The 23,474-nt window shown below is 60.6% G+C and carries 21 protein-coding genes and 2 pseudogenes; 11 read left to right on the top strand and 12 right to left on the bottom strand.

The window, feature by feature from the left end:
• Nucleotides 1-7 precede the first annotated feature (7 nt).
• Both HT136_RS03200 and HT136_RS03195 read left to right on the top strand, forming a co-directional pair.
• Nucleotides 8-922 carry a HEPN domain-containing protein gene (locus HT136_RS03200; protein ID WP_214197754.1) on the top strand — a complete coding sequence of 305 codons (915 nt, stop codon included), beginning with the start codon at nucleotides 8-10 and terminating at the stop codon, nucleotides 920-922.
• Nucleotides 923-969: 47 nt separating this feature from the next.
• Nucleotides 970-1,245, top strand: coding sequence for an HU family DNA-binding protein (locus tag HT136_RS03195; protein WP_214197747.1), 276 nt, complete (start codon nucleotides 970-972; stop codon nucleotides 1,243-1,245).
• 503 nt (nucleotides 1,246-1,748) lie between these two features.
• On the opposite strand, the gene HT136_RS03190 is transcribed toward HT136_RS03195, so the two are convergent.
• Nucleotides 1,749-2,339, bottom strand: a complete 591-nt coding sequence (locus HT136_RS03190; protein WP_214197745.1) for a hypothetical protein — start codon at nucleotides 2,337-2,339, stop codon at nucleotides 1,749-1,751.
• A gap of 124 nt (nucleotides 2,340-2,463) precedes the next feature.
• On the opposite strand from HT136_RS03190, the gene HT136_RS03185 reads away from it, so the two are divergent.
• From HT136_RS03185 to HT136_RS03175, 3 genes are read left to right on the top strand one after another with little or no spacing between them, the layout of a single operon-like run.
• Nucleotides 2,464-2,997: a hypothetical protein gene (locus HT136_RS03185; RefSeq protein ID WP_214197738.1), complete on the top strand. Its 534-nt coding sequence runs from the start codon at nucleotides 2,464-2,466 to the stop codon at nucleotides 2,995-2,997.
• Nucleotides 2,994-3,782, top strand: coding sequence for a hypothetical protein (locus HT136_RS03180; RefSeq protein ID WP_214197736.1), 789 nt, complete (start codon nucleotides 2,994-2,996; stop codon nucleotides 3,780-3,782). The genes HT136_RS03185 and HT136_RS03180 overlap by 4 nt, the downstream gene beginning before the upstream one ends.
• Complete coding sequence (locus HT136_RS03175) at nucleotides 3,775-4,401, top strand: hypothetical protein (RefSeq protein WP_214197734.1); 627 nt, start codon at nucleotides 3,775-3,777, stop codon at nucleotides 4,399-4,401. Before HT136_RS03180 ends, HT136_RS03175 begins: the two co-directional genes overlap by 8 nt.
• Here HT136_RS03175 and HT136_RS03170 read toward each other — a convergent pair.
• From HT136_RS03170 to HT136_RS03155, 4 genes are all read right to left on the bottom strand, one after another.
• Nucleotides 4,313-5,773: a DEAD/DEAH box helicase gene (locus HT136_RS03170; RefSeq protein ID WP_214197732.1), complete on the bottom strand. Its 1,461-nt coding sequence runs from the start codon at nucleotides 5,771-5,773 to the stop codon at nucleotides 4,313-4,315. The genes HT136_RS03175 and HT136_RS03170 overlap by 89 nt on opposite strands.
• Before the next feature lie 430 nt (nucleotides 5,774-6,203).
• Nucleotides 6,204-6,509, bottom strand: a complete 306-nt coding sequence (locus HT136_RS03165) for a type II toxin-antitoxin system RelE/ParE family toxin (protein WP_214197730.1) — start codon at nucleotides 6,507-6,509, stop codon at nucleotides 6,204-6,206.
• Nucleotides 6,506-6,754 (bottom strand): ribbon-helix-helix domain-containing protein, encoded by a 249-nt coding sequence (locus HT136_RS03160; RefSeq protein WP_214197727.1) that lies wholly within the window; start codon nucleotides 6,752-6,754, stop codon nucleotides 6,506-6,508. Before HT136_RS03160 ends, HT136_RS03165 begins: the two co-directional genes overlap by 4 nt.
• A gap of 209 nt (nucleotides 6,755-6,963) precedes the next feature.
• Complete coding sequence (locus HT136_RS03155) at nucleotides 6,964-7,671, bottom strand: LysR substrate-binding domain-containing protein (protein ID WP_214197725.1); 708 nt, start codon at nucleotides 7,669-7,671, stop codon at nucleotides 6,964-6,966.
• A gap of 25 nt (nucleotides 7,672-7,696) precedes the next feature.
• Between HT136_RS03155 and HT136_RS03150 the strand changes: the two genes are divergently transcribed.
• The 6 genes from HT136_RS03150 to HT136_RS03125 all read left to right on the top strand — a co-directional run bounded on the left by HT136_RS03150 (nucleotide 7,697) and on the right by HT136_RS03125 (nucleotide 16,909).
• Nucleotides 7,697-8,035 carry an MFS transporter gene (locus HT136_RS03150; protein ID WP_214197724.1) on the top strand — a complete coding sequence of 113 codons (339 nt, stop codon included), beginning with the start codon at nucleotides 7,697-7,699 and terminating at the stop codon, nucleotides 8,033-8,035.
• Nucleotides 8,036-8,376: 341 nt separating this feature from the next.
• Entirely contained in the window at nucleotides 8,377-9,207 is an 831-nt protein-coding gene (locus HT136_RS03145) for a type IV toxin-antitoxin system AbiEi family antitoxin domain-containing protein (RefSeq protein WP_214197722.1), read from the top strand.
• Nucleotides 9,194-10,117 carry a nucleotidyl transferase AbiEii/AbiGii toxin family protein gene (locus HT136_RS03140; RefSeq protein ID WP_214197720.1) on the top strand — a complete coding sequence of 308 codons (924 nt, stop codon included), beginning with the start codon at nucleotides 9,194-9,196 and terminating at the stop codon, nucleotides 10,115-10,117. The genes HT136_RS03145 and HT136_RS03140 overlap by 14 nt, the downstream gene beginning before the upstream one ends.
• Before the next feature lie 369 nt (nucleotides 10,118-10,486).
• Complete coding sequence (locus HT136_RS03135) at nucleotides 10,487-11,674, top strand: MFS transporter (RefSeq protein WP_214197718.1); 1,188 nt, start codon at nucleotides 10,487-10,489, stop codon at nucleotides 11,672-11,674.
• A gap of 948 nt (nucleotides 11,675-12,622) precedes the next feature.
• Nucleotides 12,623-13,882 carry a serine hydrolase domain-containing protein gene (locus tag HT136_RS03130; RefSeq protein WP_214197716.1) on the top strand — a complete coding sequence of 420 codons (1,260 nt, stop codon included), beginning with the start codon at nucleotides 12,623-12,625 and terminating at the stop codon, nucleotides 13,880-13,882.
• A 180-nt stretch (nucleotides 13,883-14,062) separates the two neighbouring features.
• Nucleotides 14,063-16,909: a TonB-dependent receptor plug domain-containing protein gene (locus HT136_RS03125; protein ID WP_214197714.1), complete on the top strand. Its 2,847-nt coding sequence runs from the start codon at nucleotides 14,063-14,065 to the stop codon at nucleotides 16,907-16,909.
• A gap of 680 nt (nucleotides 16,910-17,589) precedes the next feature.
• On the opposite strand, the gene HT136_RS03120 is transcribed toward HT136_RS03125, so the two are convergent.
• The 7 genes and pseudogenes from HT136_RS03120 to HT136_RS03095 all read right to left on the bottom strand — a co-directional run bounded on the left by HT136_RS03120 (nucleotide 17,590) and on the right by HT136_RS03095 (nucleotide 22,829).
• The gene (locus tag HT136_RS03120; protein ID WP_214197707.1) at nucleotides 17,590-18,468 is read right to left on the bottom strand and encodes an alpha/beta fold hydrolase; all 879 of its coding nucleotides are present in this window, start codon (nucleotides 18,466-18,468) and stop codon (nucleotides 17,590-17,592) included.
• Between the two features lie 747 nt (nucleotides 18,469-19,215).
• Nucleotides 19,216-19,466, bottom strand: a pseudogene (locus HT136_RS03115) (transposase); the annotation flags it as partial.
• 117 nt (nucleotides 19,467-19,583) lie between these two features.
• On the bottom strand, nucleotides 19,584-20,027 hold the full coding sequence (locus HT136_RS03110) for a helix-turn-helix transcriptional regulator (RefSeq protein ID WP_246543309.1): 444 nt from the start codon (nucleotides 20,025-20,027) through the stop codon (nucleotides 19,584-19,586).
• 426 nt (nucleotides 20,028-20,453) lie between these two features.
• The gene (locus tag HT136_RS03105) at nucleotides 20,454-21,014 is read right to left on the bottom strand and encodes an RNA polymerase sigma factor (RefSeq protein WP_214197705.1); all 561 of its coding nucleotides are present in this window, start codon (nucleotides 21,012-21,014) and stop codon (nucleotides 20,454-20,456) included.
• Nucleotides 21,015-21,380: 366 nt separating this feature from the next.
• The gene (locus tag HT136_RS26140) at nucleotides 21,381-21,818 is read right to left on the bottom strand and encodes an RES family NAD+ phosphorylase (RefSeq protein WP_246543308.1); all 438 of its coding nucleotides are present in this window, start codon (nucleotides 21,816-21,818) and stop codon (nucleotides 21,381-21,383) included.
• An 11-nt stretch (nucleotides 21,819-21,829) separates the two neighbouring features.
• A pseudogene (locus HT136_RS26465) lies at nucleotides 21,830-22,111 on the bottom strand (RES family NAD+ phosphorylase); the annotation flags it as partial.
• A 34-nt stretch (nucleotides 22,112-22,145) separates the two neighbouring features.
• Nucleotides 22,146-22,829 (bottom strand): hypothetical protein, encoded by a 684-nt coding sequence (locus HT136_RS03095; RefSeq protein ID WP_214197703.1) that lies wholly within the window; start codon nucleotides 22,827-22,829, stop codon nucleotides 22,146-22,148.
• Between the last annotated feature and the right edge of the window lie 645 nt (nucleotides 22,830-23,474).

Genomic DNA, 23,474 nt, shown 5'->3' with positions numbered 1-23,474 from the left:
CAGTGCGATGAAAACCGATATCGACCATCTGCCGGTGAACAAACGGCGTGAACTCGACCGGGTCATACAGATCCTTTTCGAGGAATTCGAAGATGCGCATGGCGAGCCGACTGGCCAGCGCAAGCTTGGCCGCATCCTCAAGATCATACTCTATGGGTCCTACGCCACCGGACGCTGGGTGCATGAACCGCACACCGAAAGAGGCTACCGCTCAGACTTCGATCTGCTTGTCATCGTCAACCAGAAGGAACTCACCGACAGGCTCGAATATTGGGAAAAGGCAGAGGAACGCATCGATCGCGAGACGATGATCCTCAATCGGCTGCGCACTCCGGTCAATTTCATCGTCCACACCCTCCAGGAGGTGAACGACGGGCTCGCGCACGGCCGCTATTTCTTCATGGATATCGCGCGTGATGGCATTGCCCTTTACCAGTCCGATGATCGCGAACTGCACAAGCCAAAGCCGAAGACGCCCCAGCAAGCCTACGACATGGCGACGGACTATTACAATCAATGGTTCGAATTGGCTATCGCTTCTCGAAAAATATTTCAATTCTGCTATGAGACAAAACAATATCCCGACGCCGCTTACAATCTCCAGCAAGCCTGCGAGCGCCTCTACTACTGCGTGTTACTCGTTTTCACATTCTACACTCCCTACAGCCACAACATCAAATTTCTGCGGCAACTGGCGGAGCGGCTGTCTCCGCGCTTGATCGATGCCTGGCCCCGAGAAACCCGCAAGCAGGAAGCACGCTTCAACAAGCTCAAGGACGCCTATGTAAAGGCCCGGCATTCCGATCAATTCAAGATGACGGACGAGGAGTTTATCTACCTCTCCGAACGCGTCGAGATTTTGGGCGAGATCGTCAACGAGCTATGCCAGGAAAAACTGGCCGAGTTGGCGGCAAGGATATAGACGGCCACGCCCTAAGCACTGCACAGCACCAAGACAGGAGTTGATACATGAATAACGCCGATCTGGCCGAGAAGCTTGCTACGCAAACCGGAGCAAGCAAAGCCGATGCCCGCAAGAGTGTCGATGCCGTATTTGCCGCCATCGCTCAGGCCGCAGCCGACGGCGAGGAAATCTCGCTCAATGGTTTCGGCAAGTTCAAGGTGAAGGAAACGGCTGCTCGCGAAGGCCGCAACCCCTCGACCGGCGAAACCATTCAGATCCCAGCATCCAAGAAGCTGAGCTTTACCGCGGCAAAAGCGGTCAAGGACAAGTTGAACGGCTGAAGGCGAGACCGGCGGCGATCGTTTCAGACGCCGTCGGTCCTGACTTCGTCTTGCGTTGCGCCATGGCATCTACTCCTGGAGCTCCTCTCAAAAGTGAGCAAAGTGAAACAGGCTGGAGTCCGGTTGGGATGAACACATTGCAAATGCAAGATCGACCTACCCCTGCAAAAAGCACCTCGCTCTTTCGACGCAGAGATCGCCAGGCCCGCATCACAATCATGACCAGTTCCAGGCCGCCTTCTTCAAAGCTTCGACAGCCGCGGAAAAATAGTCGAGGCGTGCCAGTCCTTGGGACCTATGCGACCATCAGCTTACCGGCGAGCGCCCCTGGAAAGCCGACGCTCCCTTTGCGGTGACACGAGCCCAGGTCAGCGGCCCGCCCTGGGACCTAGCGCTCGGTCCGGTCTGGAGGGCCCAGAATAAAGAAGCTGACGTTGGCGACGTTGTGGGCGGCAGCTTTCGCAGCAACAAGCCGGGCTGAAAAGCAAACGCGGCGCTAGCCCCTATAGGCCGAACTTCTGCATGGCGCCGCCTGCGTTCGCGAGGACCTGATCGGACGTCAGAACATATCGCGGCAGATAGAGCAGGCCCGTCTCGCTTGCACTGGACTCAGGCAAGGCAATCATTCCCACATGCTCTCCGAACGCGGACAGTACTCGGCGCGCCAGCGGTGCCCGACAATGGCCTTGGCGGGCGGTTCGCCCCAGCGAGATGTCGACGATGTAGTTGCCGAGCAAGATCCAGCAATGGCCATCCCAGTCGGCGCCATTCTCCGAGAAGATTCGCCTGCCGTCGACGGTGCGATGGCCTCCGTACATATATTCGCCGTCAAGCTTGAGCGCGCCGGCCACCACGGGGATCACCGTGCCCAGAGGCTCTTCCAGCGCCGTTGCCAGCAGGGCGCTCATGATAACGCAGCTGCTGCCTTCAGGACGCACGGCGGTCAGCATCCCCTGGCTCATGTCCTTGAAGATGCTCCAGGCTCGGTCATCAAGCTCATAGTCGCGAAATTGCTGCATCGCCTCACGCGAATGGGACGCTTCGATCATCGCCAATAGCGGCTTGGGCCAGCCCCGGTTTTTGTTTCGAGCCATGCGTTATCCTTTGAGCTGGAACAATCCGTGCGGCCAACATAGGAATTGGGTGCGCCGATGACAGGCGGCGTGTCCGCCGGCACGACTTTAAACCTGCGGGATCATCTAACTGGAGGCTGAAGCAGTGGCGACCCTCGACTCGCGCGTACTCGAATTGATCGAGACGTTGGTGACGGCACGGCTGGATTGGCTGGCCTTCGAGCTGATCGAAGGCATTCGGTTTGGCCGCACAGCTGAGGAATCGGAAGAGGTACTTGCAGCCGCCCGGCAGTCGATCCGCAGCGATGCCCAGCCCAAGGCCCGCGGCGAGCCGCAGGTGTTGCTGGCGGAGCCCGAGCCGATACCGGCGGGCGAGCAGGTGGAATGGGCGGCCGCCTATGTCGAGGAGCGGCTCGAGACCGCGCTGGAGCAGCTGCAGGCATCCATCGAAGCGCTCGACTTCATTGTCGAATCCACGAACGAGCCGGAGGATCCCCAAGACCTAGCTCAAGCGGCATCTTCCAAAACCGAGCAGGGCACGGCTTTGGTTCTGGTTGATGTCGAAGGCGACCGCAAAAGCAGTCGTGAGGATGTCGCTGGTGCCCGCGACGAATTTCCCGCTTTGCGGGCGGCGTTGGCGGAGTGGGCCACGCGCACGCGCGGTCAGGCGACAATATGATCCCGGCCGTCCAAACCGCGCTCGACACGATCGTAGGCCGGGTCACCACCCTCGAACACGCCTCCGGCGCCGGGCGAATCTTCGAACTATTCGTGATGGCCAGCATCGCACGCGGCTTGCGCGACGCCGGCTTTAGCGTGTGGCTCCAGCGATCGGACGGGACGACCATCCGTTCCGGCGACGCCGACCGGCGTTTCATTCAACGCGGCGGCGCGCCGACCGGCGTTCCTGCGAGCTCGGCGGGTCCCGGCAATGCCAGCGTAATCGGCTTTCGCTGGGGTCGGCGCAGGAAATGGGAGATATGGAACGGCATCCAGTTCGCTGGCCGTAGCGCGGCGACGCATGAGATCGACATCTCCATCGTGCCCAGCAGTGTCGGGACCGAGATTCGCAAGGCGGGCGGCATTCCAGTGGGGCGCCCGCGCGTGGCGATCGAATGCAAGGATGTCGGCACAGCCGGCAGCCTCGACGAGATGCGTGCCTTCATCGCCCGGCTCTACGATGTCACGCTGCTCCACGCGCATCACCGCCACATGCACTTTCCCGAGGCGCGAGCGCTGCATCCCGGCAGTCCGAACGAGCCGAAACACCGGGCCATCGTGACCTATTGGCAGGAAAACCGACGCACCAAGAACATTATCGCGCGCCGCACGGGGTTTACTGAGGGGACCGCGCCGCTCGGCGACTATCATCGGATCGAGCCGCACCGCGACATCACCGCCGGGAGCAGCACGGTCGATGATCTGGTGTGGTCGGTGGTCAACTGGGCGCGCCGCAATGCGTGAACCGGACCAGTTTACGCGCAAGCAGTCCGAAGACGTGATCCGGCTCTACACCGCCTATCGGCACGAGCTCGACCATAGCGCGATTGGCGGGCGCTTCATGCCTTATCACTGGTGGACGTTACCCGACCCGCTCGGCGGCATCTGGATGCCCTATTCCAGCATGCTGTCCGATTACGCTTCGGAGCTGGCGAACATCATCAACGACCTGACCCATGACGTGCATCGGCTGCGCACATGGGCGCGTGTCACGACCGAGCTCTCCGACCAAGAGAAGCTGGCTGCCTCGCACGAGTTCATCGACACCCTGGGGACGGTGGCGCTCGGGCGGCCCTATGCGATCAAGTCGCGCTTCGCCTATGCGGCGGGTCATCTTTGCCATCAAGCCAATATGGCGAAGGATCTGCAAGGATGGCGTGACGAATTCCCGACCGAACGCGCGCTCTATCTGAATCATATTGACCCGATCTGTAGGGGGTGGCGACGTTTCCGGTCGTTCAAGCGACGTGTCGAGCGCATCGCTGGCACGGCGTTCAAGGAGGCCACCGAGGACTTCCGCAACGCCTACAATCATCGGTTCTCGGCCCTTCGTGGCGATCCTCTCGAACGAGCTCGGCTTTGATTGCCTTTTCGAGGGCATCCAGATCGAAATCGGGCTCGATGGTGAAGGCAACCGCTGCGCTGGGAAAGCGCAGATCTTCATGAAGCCCAGGATCATCGAGATCGGGTCGTTCCCGGAAGCGACCCATAACATAGTCAAGAGTCGGCAGGGCCGCGATCAGATTTTCCAAGATCGTCGCGTCATTGCGGACGAAGGGTTTGTTGCCATTGGCCTTCGAGGCCGCGTCAAAGGTGAGGAACGTATTCCATTCGCTGGCGATTCCGCTCCCCTCGGGAGCGAGGACATAGGCGGGTTCCGCAGTTTCGCCGATCGCCCCGGGATGGCGGATCAGCCGGCCAATCTGCTGGACAAGCATGCGTGTATTCGTGAACGGCTCGTACAGCGCGAGCATTGTGCAACGTGGATCATCGATCCCTTCAATCAGCATGTACTGGTGCACAAGAAAGCGTTCCGGTCGCGTCGTTAGATCGCGCGGTACGGCGTCGAAAATGCCGTCATCAGGTCGCTCGGGGAAATTATGATGGATCGCGAGAACCCCGTCGGTCCGGTCATCAAGCGCCGCAGTCAACGACTGATGCATTTCGGTCACCGATTCTTCGCTGTCACAGCGTATAATAACCTTGTTGGCAGCTGTGAAACGTCCCTCTGCCGTAAGCGCGTCAACTTTGGCGATTAGAGCTAATGCGTAGTCTTGCGCAGACGCCGGCAATGGCTGTTCGTGGACTTCGACCCCGCGGATAAGTCCCTGGTCAACCGCGTCGTTAAATCCTAGGAAATGGAAATGGATATGATCATCATCGACATCAAAAATCTTGAGATCGCCTCGAAAAGGCGTGGCACTGAAAAGGATTGTCGGCACAGCAAAACCGCGGATAACGCGCGCCCAGCTAGGTGCAGGCTCGCGATGTCCCTCGTCGAATAGTATCGTTCCAATGCGACCGTGGAGCCGATCGATTTTGCCGTCAGCGTCGATCTGTTGGATGGCCTGCACCGTACCGACCACAACGATCGTCTCGCCACCATGCTCATCGAGCCGCTGGGCGAGTTTCTCGACATCGCTCGGCAGAACATTCCAGACTTTGTCCGGCTTCCAAGCCGAACCGGCGCTGATTCTGTCCCAGAAGCGATCCTCGAACTGGGCGGTCAGCTGCTCGACCAAGGCTGCCGAAGGACAGACGACAAGCACTGGGCGATTTTGGGCGCGTTGACGCGCGATCGTCGCCATCACCCCGGTCTTCCCGGTGCCTGTTGGCATATTGACCAGGCAGGCTCGGGAACTCGCTGACGCAAAATAGGCGTCGACAGTGTCGAGCGCAGCATGCTGATGTGGCCACAGCGCAAGCGCTATCCTAGATAGTTCAGCCTCGACCAAATTGCGCTACCCCCAAAGCTAAAGTAGGTTTCTTGCAAGATTCGCCCTTCTCGAAATGAATAGCGGTGCGAACGTCAACATAAACCTGCGCCGTTAGAGCGATTTCTCGACAGTGGAAAGGATTATGGTTCCTGTCTTGCGGTGCGCGAACGGCAGATTTTGGGATCAGCACCTAGCCGCTTGGAAGTGGCAAATTCAACTGCCGACTTTCCATTTCGATCAATCCGAGCCGGAGCCCGCACCACGAGCGGATGTCCGCTGGGGTCGCACTGAACGAGTGGCTCTGGTCGGCAATTGTTGGGGATACCGGACGTTCCGCACCTAGGGAGCGGAATTATCCTCTGAGTGTCTCATTAGGGTCGGCATGAGCCCACAATTGGGCATTTGCATCAAGTCCGTGGAGACGGTCAGTGCGATGACTGCATACGCCTTAAGAATTTTGGAGAACTGGCGCCAAGTCGCGGGACGCGCTGATAATTCGCTGTACGGTGACGATCGACCCGTCCACGGTATATGCAATCAATATACGGCGCTCAAAGGTGAGTGTCCGTAGGCCTGCGATCAAATCGTCACGAGGCGATCCGCGATGAGGAAAATCAGCCAACGCCGCAACGCGTTCTTCAATTCTGGCAAGGTAGCTGTCAGCTGTGGATAGGTCAGCTTCGGCGTTTATCCATTGGTGAAGCGTAATCAAATCTTCGATCGCCAATGCTGACAATTGGACGTTATAGGTCATGCTTTGGCGACAGAAGCTCGCACCTGTGCAAAGGCCTTGTCGAGTGGCATTGGGGGGCGAGGGTCTGCCAATGCCTCCGCAACGCGAACGCGGACCAACTCGTCGAGTACCGCCTCTTCTCGATCAAGCGCACGAAGACCGGCTCGCATGACTTCACTCATCGAGGCATATCGACCAGACGCCAGATGGCGTTCGGCGTGGGATGCCATCTCGCCGAGTGTTACCGAAATTGCCTTCGCAGCCATGCGGGCCTCCTTCAAATATGATTTTATCATATCAGATGTTTTGCGAGGAAGCTAGAGGCTGACCGCAGGGTGGTCCCATGAGTGATGCCATGGATTCGAAGGCGATTGTCTGCAGTTGGGAAGCGTAAATTGGGGGCTGAGTGCCTTGAATGGGTCGAAGATGATGGCGCCGGGCTAATCGGCCAAGAAGGCCGCCTTCCGAGCAGCAGCTATCCATTGTTGACGGAAGTTGGCCGCTGCGCGCCTCCGGTGCGGGCCTCGTCTCGTATCATGGTTATGAACCGGCGCAGGGCTTCGGGTTGCTGGCGCCGGCTTGGATAGTAGATGTGAAAGGCTTCGCCCGGGGAAGACCAACGCGGAAGAACTTCACGCAATTGGCCCGCTTCGATCAGGTCGGCTACCCGTTCGCGCAGGCAATACGCGATCCCGCCATGATTGCGGGCGATGTCGATGGCCAAGGCGCTTTCGTCGACGACCGCGGACCAGGTGAGGTTGAGAGTGCGGGCTGCTGTACCCGCGCCGAGTTCCCAATGGTACATCGCGCCAGTGCCCGTTCGCATGCCGATGCAGCGATGCCTTGCGAGGTCCTCCGGGCTTTCCGGCACCCCGGCCGCTTCGAGATAGGCCGGTGAGGCGACCATGACCCAGAGCAAAGGGTCCCCTAGCGGCATAGCGATCATGTCTTCGGGCACGCGATCGCCGAACCGGATGCCCGCATCGAAGCCTTCGCCAACGATGTCGACCATCGCGTCCTGCACGACGACCTCAAGGTCGACGTCTGGATGCTCTGCGCTGTAGCGCGCGATGACCGGGCCAAGCACCAGCCGCGCAGCATCGCTCAAGGCATTGATCCGAAGGCGCCGGCCGGGCTCGCGCGGTAGCGTTTGGCTGGCCGATCGGGCGCTGATCCCGGCCATCTTTGCGATCATGCTCTGGAACGCGGTGTTCCTCGCGCTCTTCTGGTTCGCGGCCCCTAGCCCGATGATGGCCGGTGTTTCGCTGTTCCTCATCGGGATTGGCTTTGCCCTCGTTCCGGCGTTGCAATCGCGCCTGATGGAGGTGGCCCCCAAGGCCCAGTTGCTGGCCGCCGCGATGAACCATTTGGCTTTCAACTTATCCAATGCGATCCGCGCCTGGACAGGAGGTCTCGCCATTTCTGCCGGGCTTGGCTGGGCCTCTACCGGGCCGGTCGGAGCCGGCCTTGCCGTAGGGGACCTCGCCATCATGAGCCTTTCCGCACTGCTGACCAACCGATCCAACTCGACGGAGAAAACGATATGAGTTTGCCCCGACCGGTCCTTGTTCCGGGCCGTACCGCCGTCATCACCGGGGCCGCCAAGGGCATTGCCCTCATGATCGCGCCTCACCTGAAGCATCTGGAAATTCTGCATTCAGAAACGAGGTCTGACATCCGCTGCGGTGGTTCGTCACGGATCAGACCGGCACCGAGGCCTGGAAAGGATTGCTGAGTGTTATCGCTATATGGCAGCTGGTGGTACCTGCAAAGGCGCATTGCTTTCGAACCCAGGGTTTGAAACGGCGCTACTATGCTAAGCCATGCTACGGTTTTTCAGAAAGTTCTAAACTTCCCTTTGGTTTGAATTGGCGCTATGAGGCTTAGTATGACTAACGGAAACCGAGGAAAGCTGAACCAACTCCAGCAACTGCCGGATGGAGCACTTGTCGATGCGGCCTGGCTGGAGCGTCGCGGCTACTCCTCCTCGCTTCGCAGCCAGTACGTCAAGGCGGGATGGCTCAATCAGCCGGCTCCGCGCGTATATCGCCGCGGAAACGGCCCGCTCGGCTGGCGCGAGGCCATTATATCCCTCCAGACCTTCCTCGAGAGCGACGTGACCGTGGGCGGGCGAAGCGCGCTCGAGGAACTGGGGTATGGCCACTATCTGGGGCGGCGCAGGGAGGTTCACCTCTATGGCGCGCAAAGGCCGCCCGGCTGGCTTGCCGCCTTGCCCCTCGAGGTCGAGTTTGTCTGGCACAACAGCCAACGGCTGTTTCCTGATGATCCGGTCGTCACGCAATCCGATGATGCACAGAGCGGTGCGAGCGATGAGCCGCTTCCCTTCCTGCGGGGCGGTTTTCTGATCAGTGGCGGAACCGCCAAATGGGGCCTGCGCCTCGCCAGTGCCGAACGGGCCTTGTTCCAGCTTCTCGACGAGCTGCCGAGCCGCGAAACCTTCCACCAGGTCGACATGCTGATGGAGGGCCTGGCGAACCTCAGCCCCCGCAGCCTGCAGGCCCAGCTGGCATCCTGCACCAGCATCAAGGTGAAGCGACTGTTCTTCTACTTCGCCGACCGTCATCGCCATGCCTGGCTTGAGCGGCTGGACCGCTCGGCCGTGGACCTTGGTACTGGCAAGCGCATGCTCGTGAAGGGCGGCAAGCTGGATCCCACTTACCTCATCACTGTTCCGGACGAGCCCGATGGCCTTTCTTGAAGACTATCACAATCAGGTAGCGCTGCTGCTGCGCACGATCCCTTTCGTGGCTGCCGAACCCGACTTCGCCCTCAAAGGGGGCACCGCGATCAATCTGTTCGTAAGGGACATGCCGCGCCTGTCGGTCGATATCGACCTGACCTACCTCCCCGTGGCGGACCGAACGGCCTCGCTCGCCGCCATTGACGCCGGCATGGAAAGGATCGCGCAACGGATCAAAACTGGCATTCCCGGGGTCCATGTGGCGCGAAGTCGGCTCCAGAAGGAAGGCATCGTCACAAGGCTGGTCGTTCGCGATGGCACCACGCAGATCAAGATTGAGGTGACACCAGTGCTGCGCGGGGCCGTCTATGATCCTGTCGAGACGGACGTCTCGGCGCTCGTCGAAGACACGTTCGGTTATGCGCGGATCGCCGTGGTCTCGTTCGCCGATCTCTATGCAGGCAAGATCGTCGCCGCACTCGACCGCCAGCATCCACGCGACCTCTTCGATGTGCGGGATTTGCTGGCCAACGAAGGTATCAGTGACGAGCTTCGCCGGGCGTTCGTCGTCTACATCCTGAGCCACAACCGGCCGATGGCGGACATCCTTGCGCCAACGCGAAAAGACCTCGAGGAGGAGTTCGCGCGCGGGTTCGAGGGCATGACTCAGGAGCCTGTGCTGCTGGGTGAGCTGATCGAGGCGCGCGAAAGGCTGGTGCGGCTCATAGTCACGGACATGCCCGCCGAGCATCGCCGGTTCCTGCTCGGCTTCAAGCGCGGCGAACCGGATTGGGATCTGCTTGGTCTGCCCGGAGCCGTCGATCTGCCCGCCGTAAGGTGGAGGCAGCAGAACCTTGCCAAGCTACCCGCCGATCGTAGGGCAGGTCTCATCGAGCGCCTTGAGGCCGTATTCGCAGCTGACGGATGAACTATCGCCCTCACCAGACAGGAACCTCGCAGACTTCTCCCGCAGCCAAACTGGTCGTCAGACGGCGCCTGACCACGATCCCCGGGATCGGACCAATCGGCGCAACCGCGCTCGCCGCACCCGCATCACCTTGCATTCAGCTAGACCAGTGCCCGCAACGGCCAGCACCCGTTCCTGGTGCCGAGCAGAACGCCATGAAGTCCGTCTGCCCGACACTGGCGACCTTGACCCTTGCTCAAGCTTCGCCTAGTTCGCCCTCAGACGAGCGGCCGCTCAAGGCTTCTCGCGTAAGCGTTAACGTCAACCAACGCACCACTTGCACACGCCCCTTTCAACGGAAGGGCTCGTCGTGCCGTGCAGAGTTGACAGATGCCCACATCATCCCCCGCAAGCCGGCGCCTGCCGGGTTTCATCCTCGCGACCGGCGTGATCCTGATCGGAGCCAACTTGCGCGCACCGATCACCAGTCTCGGCCCTGTGCTTCCCGATATCCAGGCACGCCTGGGCCTCGATGGCACTGCCGCAGGGCTGCTCAATGCGCTGCCCCTGCTGCTTTTTGCGGCGCTTTCGCTGATCGCCCCGCGACTCGGCCGCCGCTTCGGCCTCGGACGGGTGCTCGGCGTCTCGATCGCGGCCATAGTGCTGGGCACGTTGGTACGCTCGATATGGCTTCCGGAAGGGCTGTGGCTTGGAACGATTGTCCTGAGCTGTGGCATTGCCTTGGGCAACGTGCTCCTGCCCGGCCTCGTCAAGCGGGACTTTCCGGAATGCGCCTCGAGCCTGATCGGTCTCTACGCTGCGGCTATGGCGGGAATGGCAGGGCTTTCGGCGGGGCTTGCCGTGCCCATCGCGCATTTGCCCTTCGCCGACTGGCGCTGGTCGCTCGGCGTCTGGGCCGCACTCTCTCTGCTGACCTTGCTGATCTGGCTGCCCACCATGCGCAACGGGAGCGCGGATCGAGTATCCGGAACGACGCAGGCGAAAGGCGCGGGCTCGGTCTGGCGACATCCGGTGGCCTGGCAGGTCTCGCTGTTCTTCGCCTTTCACTCGCTGGTATTCTATTCACTCGTCGACTGGCTGGCCTCCTATGTCGCCGACATCGGCGTCAACCCGGCGACGGCTGGTGGCTACCTGCTGGTCTATCAGGTCGTGGCGGTCGCGACGAACCTGGGGAGTGCATCGCTGATCCGGCGGCTGCGTGACCAGACGTGGCTCGGCCTTGCCTGCGGCCTTTGCCTTCTGGTGGCAACCGGCGGCCTGCTCGTCGCGCCGGACCTTGCACTCGTCTGGGTCGTTGCCGGTGGGCTCGGGGCCGGGATCGCGATGGTCACCAGCCTGTCTCTCTTCGCGCTGCGCACACGCGACCATCACCAGGCGGGCGCCCTTTCAGGCATGGCGCAATTCATCGGCTATGCAGGCGCCGCGGCAGGCCCACTGCTGATCGGGGTGCTGCGCGATGCGACCGGCACCTGGACCGCACCCTTCGCGCTGCTGATCGTGGCCAGCCTGCTTGTGGCGCTGTTCGCAACGCTCGCCGGGCGAGACAAGCTCATTTAGCCTTGGGATTGCTGTTCGCACCGCACGAGCACGGATCCCACCGTGCATTCCACTCAAACTCCTGGCAACCGCCCGAGGACACCATGACGCTAACCGGCGTCCACCCGGCGATTGCCTGCCTTTCCGTCCGCGAAGCGCTACCTGGGGCAAGCGTTTAGCAGGATGGATCGCGTCGATGACGCACCTTATCGCGAGGCAGCGAGAAGTCTCGAGCACGATGCGGCTGGCGAAGGGCCGTGAAGGACGCTCTTGGCGTTCATGGCGGCCTGCGCCAGCTCGCCGATCGGCATTGGCCTTGCACGGACCTTCCACGATGACCTGCAACACGCTCTGAGTGACTGTTCGCAGGAAGGCCCCCTCTTCCGGTCTTTCCCCATCAGTTCGGCAAGCGGCAGTATCCGGTCAGCCATCGGGATCAATTCCACGGGTGGCATTGAAGTGGGGGGGCCTCCACTGCACCGATGAGGTTGGTTGGTCGCGAGATCGAAAGTGCACGCGACACCGGATATGCCGCCACAGGCGCTTACCTTCGGTAAGGACTGGTCGCGATGCAAGCCTTGTTCCTGCGGGACACAAACTCTGTTCCTGCCGGAAAGAGCAGAGATCATGGTGTGGGCGTAGAAGGATCCAAGACGAGCATACAAGAACCAGCTCGAAAATGGGATTGAGGGAGGGCACCTCCATGAAATGTCGATATTTCTTTCGACTGTTTTAGCGCGAAGCGCGCAGGCGATGGAATTGAGGGCGGCGCAATGTTCGCCGGTATCGCCACCGCGTCTCTGCATCGAAGGGGTGGGCGATGACGGGTGCACCGTCCTTGCGACATCCAGTTCTGTCCGGCGAGGCGAGTCCTTCTGAATCCTTGCGGGCGATAAGACACGCCCCTGGCCGGCTTTGCAAACTGCGAGCGGACGGGGCCGTAGGACGGGAATGGGGAGGATTGCAGTTATGCACAGAGGGCTGACTTCGGGTCTGGTATTCGCGATTGCCGCCATAACGAGCTGCGCGGCTTCGGCTCAGCCGCCTGCCAGATCACCGATCCCGGCGCTCCTGACGCCGTACGTCGAACAGGGTGACATCGGCGGCTACGTCACGATCACCAGCGTCGAGGGAGCCCCACCGCAAACCGATGTCAAAGGCTGGTCGGACGTTGCATCACGGCGCCCGATGAAGGCCGACACCATCTTCAGAGCGTTTTCCATGACCAAGCCCGTGACAGGCGTTGCGCTGATGGTGCTGTTCGACGAGGGCAAGTGGCACTTCGACGACCCGATCTCCGACTACTTGCCGGAACTCAAGGACATGAAGGTCTTTCGAGGCCTTGATGCTCAAGGCGCACCGATACTGAGCCGGCCTGCCTCGCCGCCCACGATGCGGCAACTTGTCACCCACACCGCGGGCTTCCTCTATGGCTTCGGCGACAGCTACGTCGATCACCTCTATCAACAGCGGCTGCCGCTGGTCCCAAAGGCGCAGACGGCCGCAGCGTATCTAGCCACCTTGGCCACCATCCCGCTCGCCTACGAGCCGGGAACACAGTGGCATTACAGCGTGTCGATGGATCTTGAGGGTATCATCATCGAGAGGTTGAGCGGACAATCGCTGGCAAGCTTCATGGAACAGCGGATATTTCATCCCCTGGCCATGAACGACACCGGCTTCTCGGTCCCCTCGAGCAAGGCGGACCGCCTTGCGACCCTTTACGAATATCGCGATGGTGGCCTCAAGCCCGTTACCAGTGGCCCCTTCTGGATCGCGTCGGATGCGCCCGATGGTCTGAAGTCCGGAGGTGCCGGGCTGTTCACGACGGCTCCCGACTACGCCCGCTTCGCCAGCATGTTGCTAAACGGCGGGCAACTGGACGGGGTTCGGGTGCTGTCCGCGAAGAGCGCGTCCGCGATCATGCATTCGCAGGTCTCCGAACAGGTAATCGACAAGGGTTTCGGGATCGGTCTCCAGCAGATCCGCTCGGGATACGAGTTCGGTGTAAATGGTGTGGTGGTAACCGATCCCGCCGCGGCCCACTCCTCACTTGGGAAGGGCACTTATCTTTGGGACGGTGCCGCCAGCAACTATTTCTGGGTCGATCCGGAGCATCACCTGAGCGTGGTGACCTTCGTGCAGCGGTTGGTCGCGACGCCGCCCGTTCTTCCCATTCAAAAAGACAGTCACGACGCGATCAAGGCAACCTACTTCCCGTCCAAATAGCAAGGGCGCGGGACGCTTAACTCAAGTGCTGACCAGTGCCCGCGTCGACCGGCATCGACCAGGCACATCGGCCCAGGATCAGCAGAACAACAACAACAACGCACAGCATGCCCGGGCTCGGTTCGATCCGTAACCGGCGCCTGCCTGCGCGACAAGGAGAGGTGCGACACCATGAGAAAAATGACTATTCTGCTCGCCGGCATCAGTGCCTGTGCGATCACCCCGGCCTTTGCCCAGGATGCCACGCTGTCCGGGGAGCAAAGCGCGGACACCGCGGATTCAGGGCTCGACGCGAAGCAGATCGAAGAGATCGTCGTAACCGGTTCGCGGCTGCTCACGAACGGGAACAGCCTGCCCACTCCGGTTACGATCGTGACAAGCGATACGCTTCTCAAGACCACGCCTACGAATGTCCCTGACGGGCTCAAGAAGCTTCCAGCATTCGCGGTCTCTCGCGGCACCTCGATTCAGGGGGACACGACCGACAATTTCACCGGGAACTATCTCAACTTGCGCGGGATCGGCATCCAGCGGAACCTCATTTTGCTCGACGGGCACCGCGTCGCGCCCACAAGCTACACCGGCGCCGTGGACACGAATATCCTGCCGCAGATGTTGCTTGAACGCGTCGACATCGTGACGGGCGGCGCTTCTGCAGTCTATGGCTCGGATGCTGTTTCGGGCGTCGTCAACTTCGTGCTCAACCGCAAGTTCGACGGACTTCGTGTCGAAGGCCAGAGCGGCATCTCCACGTTCGGCGATGCCGCTTCGTGGCGTGCTGGCGCGGCCTATGGCACCAGCCTGCTGGACGATCGCCTGCATATCATGGCCAGCTACGAGCATTTCGAGCAGGATGGGATCAGCAAGGAAGACCGACGCAACGGGCGTGCGGTCTACGCCCTTGCCGGCTCAGGTACCGCGAGTGATCCTTTCCACCTCATCACCAACGCGCGCAACGGCGCTTTCGGTTTTCAGGGTCGGGTGCTCTCCGGACCGGCCGCGGGACAGCAATTCGTGGCACCTGGCGTACTCGGTCCGTTTGTCGAGGGAACGGCGCAAGGTGGCTCGCTGCAAAGCGGCGGTGACGGCTTCTACGGACGCAACACGTCGGCAACTGCAGATTTGCAGACCGATCAGGCTTTCGCGCGGGTCGACGTCGACGTCACCGACACTATTCGGGCATACGCGCAGGGCATCTATGCGCGGGCGGAAACGTTCAACTTCTTCTATCCCACGCTCGTCCTGCCGCTCATCGTGGGCACCGACAATCCGTACATTTCGCCTGCGGCCCAGGCGGCAATCAGCGATCCAACCTTCGTGATGGGACGCTTCTTCGATGACGAGCGGCACCGTGGCGGCGTGCGAAGTCGATCGGAAACCGTGATCGGCGCCGCCGGGCTCGAAGGCACGCTTGGCGGAGCGAAGTGGACCCTTTTCTATCAGCACGGCCAGAGCACGACCCGCAACACGTTCGTGAACAACCTCTCGAACGAGCGGCTCTATGCGGCCATCGATGCCGTCGATGAGGGCCTGGCTACCACCGGCACTGCCAACGGAAATATCGTGTGCCGTGCCTCACTCACCAATTCGGCTTACGCAAACTGTATCCCGCTCAATGCTTTCGGCGCCAGCGCGGAATCGCAATCGGACGCGCTCGACTACGTCGTGGGGAATACGACCTACAACCAGCCCCGTTTCAAGCTCGACAATATCGCAGCAAGCTTCAGCGGCAGCCTGTTCGACAATTGGGCTGGTCCGGTCAATTTTGCCGTGAGCGGCGAATATCGATGGTCCTCGCTCGAGGTCACGACCGACGTGCCGGCCTCGGTGGTCGCGGACTGCGGCGGGATCCAGTACAACTGCGTGCAGGGCGTCACGACGGTGTACGGCGCACAGGTCACGCCGATTTCGGCAAGTGAACGGGTCGGCGAGATCGCCGGCGAACTCCAGTTCCCGTTGCTGCGTGACAGCGCAATCGGGACGGCGTCGCTCAATGGTGCCTTCCGCTACACGCACTATTCGAACAGTGGCGGTGTCAACACCTGGAAGATCGGCGGCGACTGGGAGCCTTTCGACGGCCTTCGGCTGCGCCTGACACGTTCACGCGACATCAGGGCGCCGAGTCTCTATGACCGGTACCAGCCCGCCACGGTTGCGGCGAGCGGGTACCAGGACGTGCATACCGGCTACACGGGCTTCGTCGATACCGAAACCTCCGGCAACCCCAATCTGACGCCCGAGATCGCCAACACGCTAACGTTCGGCGCGGTCTTCAGGCCGAGCGCCCTGCCCGGCTTCAGCGCCTCGATCGATTACTACAAGATCCGGATGGATGATGTCATCTCGCGCATCGACGGACGATTTCCCACGGTCCAGAACCTGTGCGAGGCGGACAACGGGACCGGCTCGTTCTGCGACCTCTATGTTCGCCCCAACGGCTTCGGCGATCGCTCGCTGGCGAACCGCCCGACGCTGGTCCGAGCGACCCAGCTCAACGCATCTTCGCTCAAAACCTGGGGAATCGATGGCGAGGTCAATTACAGTTTCGCGGCAGGCTCGCAAGGACGTGTCACGCTGCGCGGCTTGGCCGGGTACCAGCCACAGCTCACGACAATTCTGCTGCCTGGAACGGCCCCGCAGATCGGCGGGGGCACTGCTGCGATCCAGGGCAATGGCGGCGTCCCCAAGCTTCGCCTGACCGGCTTCCTCACGTACAGCAGCCCCCACTTCGCGATCGACCTGGTCGAACGCTGGCGCTCGTCTCTCAAGTGGGACTCCGACCGGAGCCTTGTCTATGCGGAACCCGACATTCCCTCGGTCGCCTACACGGACGTTACGTTTACAGCCTATATCGGAGAGGATCAGTCCAAGCAGATCTTCTTGTCGGTCCAGAACCTGTTCAACAAGAATCCCCCGGTCTACGTGACCTCCGCGTTTTCCGGCACGCCAAACTTCCAGTTCCCCAACGTCACCGGCGATGATGTGATCGGCCGCTACATGATGATCGGGGCGCGGATGAAATTCTGAAATCGCTTCAGGTCAGAAGCTTCGATAGGCAGGCGGGGGAAACCCCGCCTGCTTCTTTTTGCATGGTCGGCATTGGTCCCAGTTCGCGGCGCAGTCGTTCCCCGCCGTGTGAGCGAAGCTTCAGGTTTATCCGGGCCCCCAATATGGCCGCTCACCGGTGCAATGGAATGCTGCGAGATTCGCTGCGTCCCGCGCGCCATCCCTGCAGGCTTGTTGGTTCGAGAACAAGCCGTTCGCCCAGGCTTACCGAAAAGATGTCAAGAGCTGGCCCCAGTTCGGGCTTACCACCAGCATGCCAGCCGATACGGTCGGCACCGTTTGGGATGTCGCATCTTCGAAGCGCTTGGACCGGCAGAATACCAGGTTGCGGTGATGCCTACGTATCAGCAGCCTGGAACGCTCAGGCGCTGCGCAGGCTTGGCAATAGCCGTGTTGTCGCCGCTTTAGAATCTTGACCGTGAGCCTCCTGGCCGCACATTGCGCCGGTCCCATACGCTCAAAATAGGAATGGGAATGGACCGGCCCAATCGCATTTTTGCAGGCAACGGGATAGTGCACCGACGGGATGCCCCTGAGGCCCAAAAGTGTGCGGCAACCTCAAGACGTCCAAGGGATGAGAGATCCGAACAGACCGGCTTTCCAGAAAAGTTGGGCCCGCCCGTCCGGCACAGGCACGCAATTCAATCAGGTTTTTGAACCGAGATGCCCGGCTGCTTGAGGAAGGGTTCGATACTGGCCCAAACCGCTGGGAAATTTTCCAGGAACACGGTATGCGTCGCATTCGGGATGATCGCGAGCTGGCTGTTGGCAATCATGTAATATGCCGCGAAAATCGTAGAGAGATGCGCGTTCTGATCGCGTTCACCGGCCATGACCAGCACCGGGCATCTAATCGAGGAGAAGAGCTCCTTGCTCGCCAGGAGATGGTTGTACAAGCCGTTTTGCCTGGCAAGAAAATCATCAAGCCGGTCCGGCTCGGGCATCAATGCCAGTTGCTGCGCCCAATACGCCTTGTCGAGCGAGACAACGGCCTGCCGGGTTAGATTGAAGGTGCCAGGGCCCGGTCGCATTTCACCCGCGCCGATCGCAATCAGTTTTGTGATCCGTTCCGGATACAGGCTGGCCAGTTCGTACCCGGAATAAGCGCCATCGCTAAATCCAAGTACAGTCACCGGTCCTTGGGTCACGGCGTTTATGACCGCCATCGCGTCAGTGGCCCGTTGCTTCAGGGTGAACGGGGCTGACCCGATTTCAGACTTGCCATGTCCACGCGTCGAAATCGCGATTACCTTATAGGACCGCGAAAGATGATCGATGAACGGGGCCATTTCATAGGTGGAGCCCAGTGTCCCGCCATGCAGGATAACGATCGGTTCGCCCTGCCCGTATACTTCGTAATAGATTTTCGCGTCGCCAGCGTTCACGTAATGCCCGGCGCTGGGATTGTTGCCATACTGTACGGCGCCAGCAGGGGATGCCTCGTTCTGAAGGGCGTGTCGAAGACCCTGGGCGTCCTGCGCGAAGGCCGATCCTGTCGCAAACGTCACGCCACCTACCATGATAATTCCCCAATGCTTCGAAAGAAGTCGAAGGCTCGCACGCCACGCCGTCAACCTTTGTCGAAAGCTTCGGTCCCGTTGCGACATGCTCTGCCCCCTTGATCCCTGCCCTGCCATTTTGCACCGATCAGATTCTCGCCGATGGCAACTCCTGTACGGCAGGACACGGCATAAATCTGTCCCATGTCCCTCCCAACGGGAGGCCTGCCGCCCTCCCCTTCTTTCCGCGAAGACCTGACTGGCGGAACAGGGAGAAACACGCGTCATGTTCCAGGTTTGTCGCGCCCGCCCAAGCCCAGATGCTTGCAGGTGCGCGAACCCAGACGACCGGGTATCTTGCGGAATACGTAATCCATTTCCCCATGCAGAACAAGCACTACCCGTGAAACGGTGCGCGGCACTGCCGCGCGTTTTGAGAAGGTATCTTTAAGTCGCACAGGTCCTGCACGCAGCGCCTTGCGGCCAGAACCGTGAGCTCGCCGGTAACCGACCGCCCACGCCTCTCTCATACCCGCCGCTCAACTCCCGAAGAGATGGGACAAAAAGGAACAGCGCCTCTTGGATGTGGCCAGTGCGGCGGCATTCCATCAGGAAAATGCGCACAATGCGGCGGCTAGTACCAGAACCCGATGAGCTTGACTCATCGGGTTCTGGTACTAGCACTACTTTGGCAGAACTTTACTGGGACGTCTGATGAGGCAACCTCCGCAGTGAGGGCAATGCTGTGGGGGTGAGCGAGACAGGCGGTCAAGGATGGACTGGCGCACTGCAGGCAAGGTGGGTTGGGGAGGCGGACCGAGGATTCTTTTTTTCCGCCCCGCCTGGGCGAGCCTTTGGGATTGCAGGAAGGCGTAGGCCATCATCGACATCAAGGCGTGGCGGTGAAGCCCGGTCCAGGATCGTCCTTCGAAGTGATCGAGGCCGAGTTCCTCCTTGAGTTGCTGATGCGCTTGTTCGCAAACCCAGCGCGCCTTGATCGCACCGGCGAGAGTGTTCAGCGGGCCGCCTGTCTGCGTGCTCCAGGTCATTCGGAGCGTGACGGTCGGAACCGGATTTGGGCGATCCGACCATAGCGATAGCAAAAGAAATCCGCTCCCCAGAACCAGCCTGGGGACCTATACCGAATACAATTCACGGCGCCATCGAGCCGGCGGAATGCCGAATGCCTTTGCAAAGGCCCGGGTAAAATGAGCCTGATCCGCGAAGCCGCATTCGAGCGCGATCTCCGCGATCGGCAACGACGTTTCATTCAGCAAGGTTTCCGCGTGCTGGAGGCGTCTTTGTACGAACCAAGCATAGGGCGAGACACCGACGGTGTTCGCAAACGCTCGCGTAAAATGACTGAGCGACAAACGGCACTGGATGGCAAGATCGGTCACCGCAATGGCCCGGCTCATGTCCCGCGACATCATTTGCTTGGCAAGACTGACCTGCCAGGGCGCCAGTCCTGGACGCGCGTGTGCCATCGCTCTCTCACGACGCAAGGGCATGAGTTCTGGCTCGCCCGAAATCACCGGTATTTCCGGCGGTTGCGCACGAGCCGCGAGCGGCTCGACCATAGCTGCAAAGCCGCCATAGCGACTCCCCGGGCCTATCGAAGCAGACCTTTTCGCGACGGGAACCTGAACGCGCTGCTTCTTTGATCACCACCCCGTACCGCATCGGATTTACCGGTGCGCCTGGAGGAGGAAATCCGTCTATTCCCCTCCATAGACACGGGAACGCACGCAATGACGCCCTCCTTTTTTTCCGACCGGGCCATCACCCGGATCGCGGATTGCGAACTGCGGCGGAACGCGCCGTCCTGTGCTTGATCCCGTTGCGAAGGGAGGAGCGTGCAAACTGTCACGACGATCTTCGCAAGCGCCGGCGGCGTGATCGGGCTTCAGGCCCTTTGCCCGCCGGCAGCCCGCTTCGCGCGCCAGGGCAGGAACCCTGCCATTGTACACCGGCGCCGCTTCCACGTCCCCGCCCGAAAGACAGGTTCACTTCGGCCGCGACAGCTTTTTTCGCAGGTAACGTTCGGCACGCTCCAGTTCCTTTTGGACCGTACGCTTATGCAAGCCGGTTTTCGCCGCGATTTGCCCAAGCGTCTGCTCGTCGCGCCATTTCGCCAAGAAAATGTCGCGTCTGGCTTGAGGAATATCCTGAAGCAGATCGAAGAGCCGAGCGATTTCATCCGACGCGATCAGGGCACGCTCCTGATCCGGAGCCTCGTCGGAAATTTCGACAACGCGCACCTCGTCAAGATTGACCGTCCGTCCTTCGCTGCGCCACCGATTCTTGGCCATGTTGATGGCCATTCGGTACAGATACGGACGTGCGGAGCGAATATCGCCAATCCTTGGCGCGGTATTCAGCTTGAGATAGACTTGCTGGAGGATGTCTTCAGCTTCATCGCGCGACCCTAATTTGGCGGTCAGACGCAATACCAGATACGCATAATTGCTCATGAAGGCTGCGATCAGTCCCTCGCTGGGTGCGGACTGCCGCTTTTCCGATCTTTCAGAAGAGTAAGATCCTGCCTCTCCTGCATCGTGCGTCATTCAACTATCCAGATCTGGGGCGCAATCGGAAAGTGCTGCTCCCTGTGGCCCCTTAGGGGCTCGAGCCATCGCTGCGCTATAGTGAAACGAGGATCGGTGCAGTTAAGAAGAAGCGGGAACATTCTTCAAGATTTTTATGAAAAAGCGTCCGTTAGCATCAGCTCAACCAAGACACTGCCGGAAAGTGGCGACCACGCGCGGCGACGAAGTGGGCTGGGCGAGTGTTTGATCGGCCTCATCTGCGAACACTGGTCTCGACTGCGCGTCGTATCGCGACAACTGGTAGCCTGGGGTACAGGCACAGTGCAGGCCACCTGCCCCCTTGTTCACCACGCCCGGCCTATCTTAAAGCAGAGGGTGGGCTCGTCATTTCCCGGTGATCTTCACGCCAATATCGTCAGCCAATTGGACCAGCTTTGCGTAGGTATCATCGTCGTTCACGATGTCGACAGACCCTGCATGGGGCGCGAGCGCATCGCTGGGTAAGCGGTCCTCGAAAAGGAGGATCGCTTGCGCGGCATCATCCTGTCGAGACACCCATAGAAGCCCCTCGATATCCGGACACTGGGCGTAAATGGCCTCGGCCCACTTGCGCGTTTGCGGGTAGATATCCTTGTCGGTATCGATGAGGTCGGCTCTGGGAATGCCGAGTTTGCGCAGTGGCTTGGCGCGAAGATCGGCGAGCTTGAGATCCCGGTGGGTACGAGTTGGGAATGAAGGTGTTTCCTCAGCTTCCCCTTGCGCACTGTCTTGAGGCCCGGCTCGAAAGGAACGTCGTGAAAGACCGTTTCCATGGCCGCACATTCGAACGTATTACCTCCGTAAATTGTCGAGATGGACGCCCCCGTGCCGTCTTCGATCGGACTAAATCGGGCATTTCCCTTAGGCCCGGGGTTGAATTGCGCAGCTCCATACTCATCCGGATGGATACGATGGATGACGACCTTCGCCTCCCAGCCGGTTGGCTTGATCAGCTTGGCAAGGTCGGATGGCGGCACCGGGATCGTGCGCACAGTGGTAGTCGCGGCCGGCGGGGATACAGTTGCCTTCTGCCCCGGACCTTTCTTTGCCTTCGACACGGCAGCCGACGCCCCCATGGCTGTGGATTTTGACGAAGGCCCCTTTGTACGTTCAGCCATGCTCCACCCCTGCCACCTCATCCTTGGCGGCGGCCAGGACGCGTGAAGGCGCTCGGGACAACAAGTCCATCGGTCGCGCGCCGCCAAGGAAGCTGTTGGTCGAGGCGAACCAGATGGCAATGTCCCAGGGGTCAAGCGCATCCGCGAACACCGTCAGGACCGGTGCCAGGCCCGGCAGCGGCCGAAATCCGGCTTCAGGGTCTAGCGCGTAGCCCGGATAAAAATCGCTCGTCCCCTTGCGAAGGGCATAGATCCGACCCTCGCGCTTCCATTTGTTGGGCTGGGTGCTCCCATTCTTTCCGCTGAACCCGGCCGCCCGGGACAAATCGGCCGCACTGATCCATTCCCCGGCCTCGAACACTGCCTTGCGCGCCTCGGCATTCATGCGGGCCTGCGTCAGCAAATGGTCTGGCAAGGGCACCGAGGGGACCAGCGCGTCGACCAGCTTCTCCAGCGTCGAGGCCTGACGGTCCGCGAGCTTACGCACGATCATTGGCGCGATTAATCTGACCGCTTCTGCAAGCGCCAAGGCAGTCCCCTTGCTCGTATGCTCAAGCTTGAGCGCCACGATCTGGTCGGCATGGACACCTTTCAGGCGCTCGCGAATTTCATCGGCGGATCCCGCCAGCGTCTCCACGTCAAAATCGGCAAGATCGTCATTGGGAATCGTGGCCATGCCCGTCTCCTCGAAATTATCATGGATATCGATATAACATGATATTCAAGATATTCAATCTACGCTCTACCCTCGCCACGCTGGATCCGCCCCGAACCGACCAGAGCGCACCGAGCATCATCCGACGGACAACGGCGAGGCAGGCGCTGGCAAAGACCGCGACCATAAGCACGGGAACAAGAATGACCTTGGGACTCATGGGAAACGGTGCAGTCAGCACCGCTGCGCCAAGCCCCGTCCCGACCGGTCGCCCAGGGCCATCGAGGTGGCAAGGTGCCAGCCCCTCCTCTCATTCAACTGTGATCGCGGCCATCGAGCCAGCCGTGAGGAACGCCAGGAGCAAAATGCAGCGTTGTACGAAACTGTCGCGGCGGATCCCATCAGAGGGGCCACTGGCCCCTCGTGATCGCTCAACCCGGAGACTTCGCTGAGCATCGCGCAAGCGAAAGGACGACGATAAAGCTCCCATCCGGGAATGCAGGGTGCAAGCTGAGGTTGGGCGAATACCAGGCCATCAGACCGGCAACCGCTGCCTCAATTTGCGGCCTGCCGAGCCGAAGTGAGGCTGACGCATCAACATGCTGGCACACGTGAGGGACAGCGTGGACTTGACCAGGCTGCGATGAGACACACTCAACGCAGCCT

It is taken from the genome of Novosphingobium profundi (assembly GCF_018491765.1).
Taxonomy (GTDB): Bacteria; Pseudomonadota; Alphaproteobacteria; order Sphingomonadales; family Sphingomonadaceae; genus Novosphingobium; species Novosphingobium profundi.
Note: the sequence above shows the minus strand (reverse complement) of the source record. Positions and strands in the feature narration are given on the sequence as shown.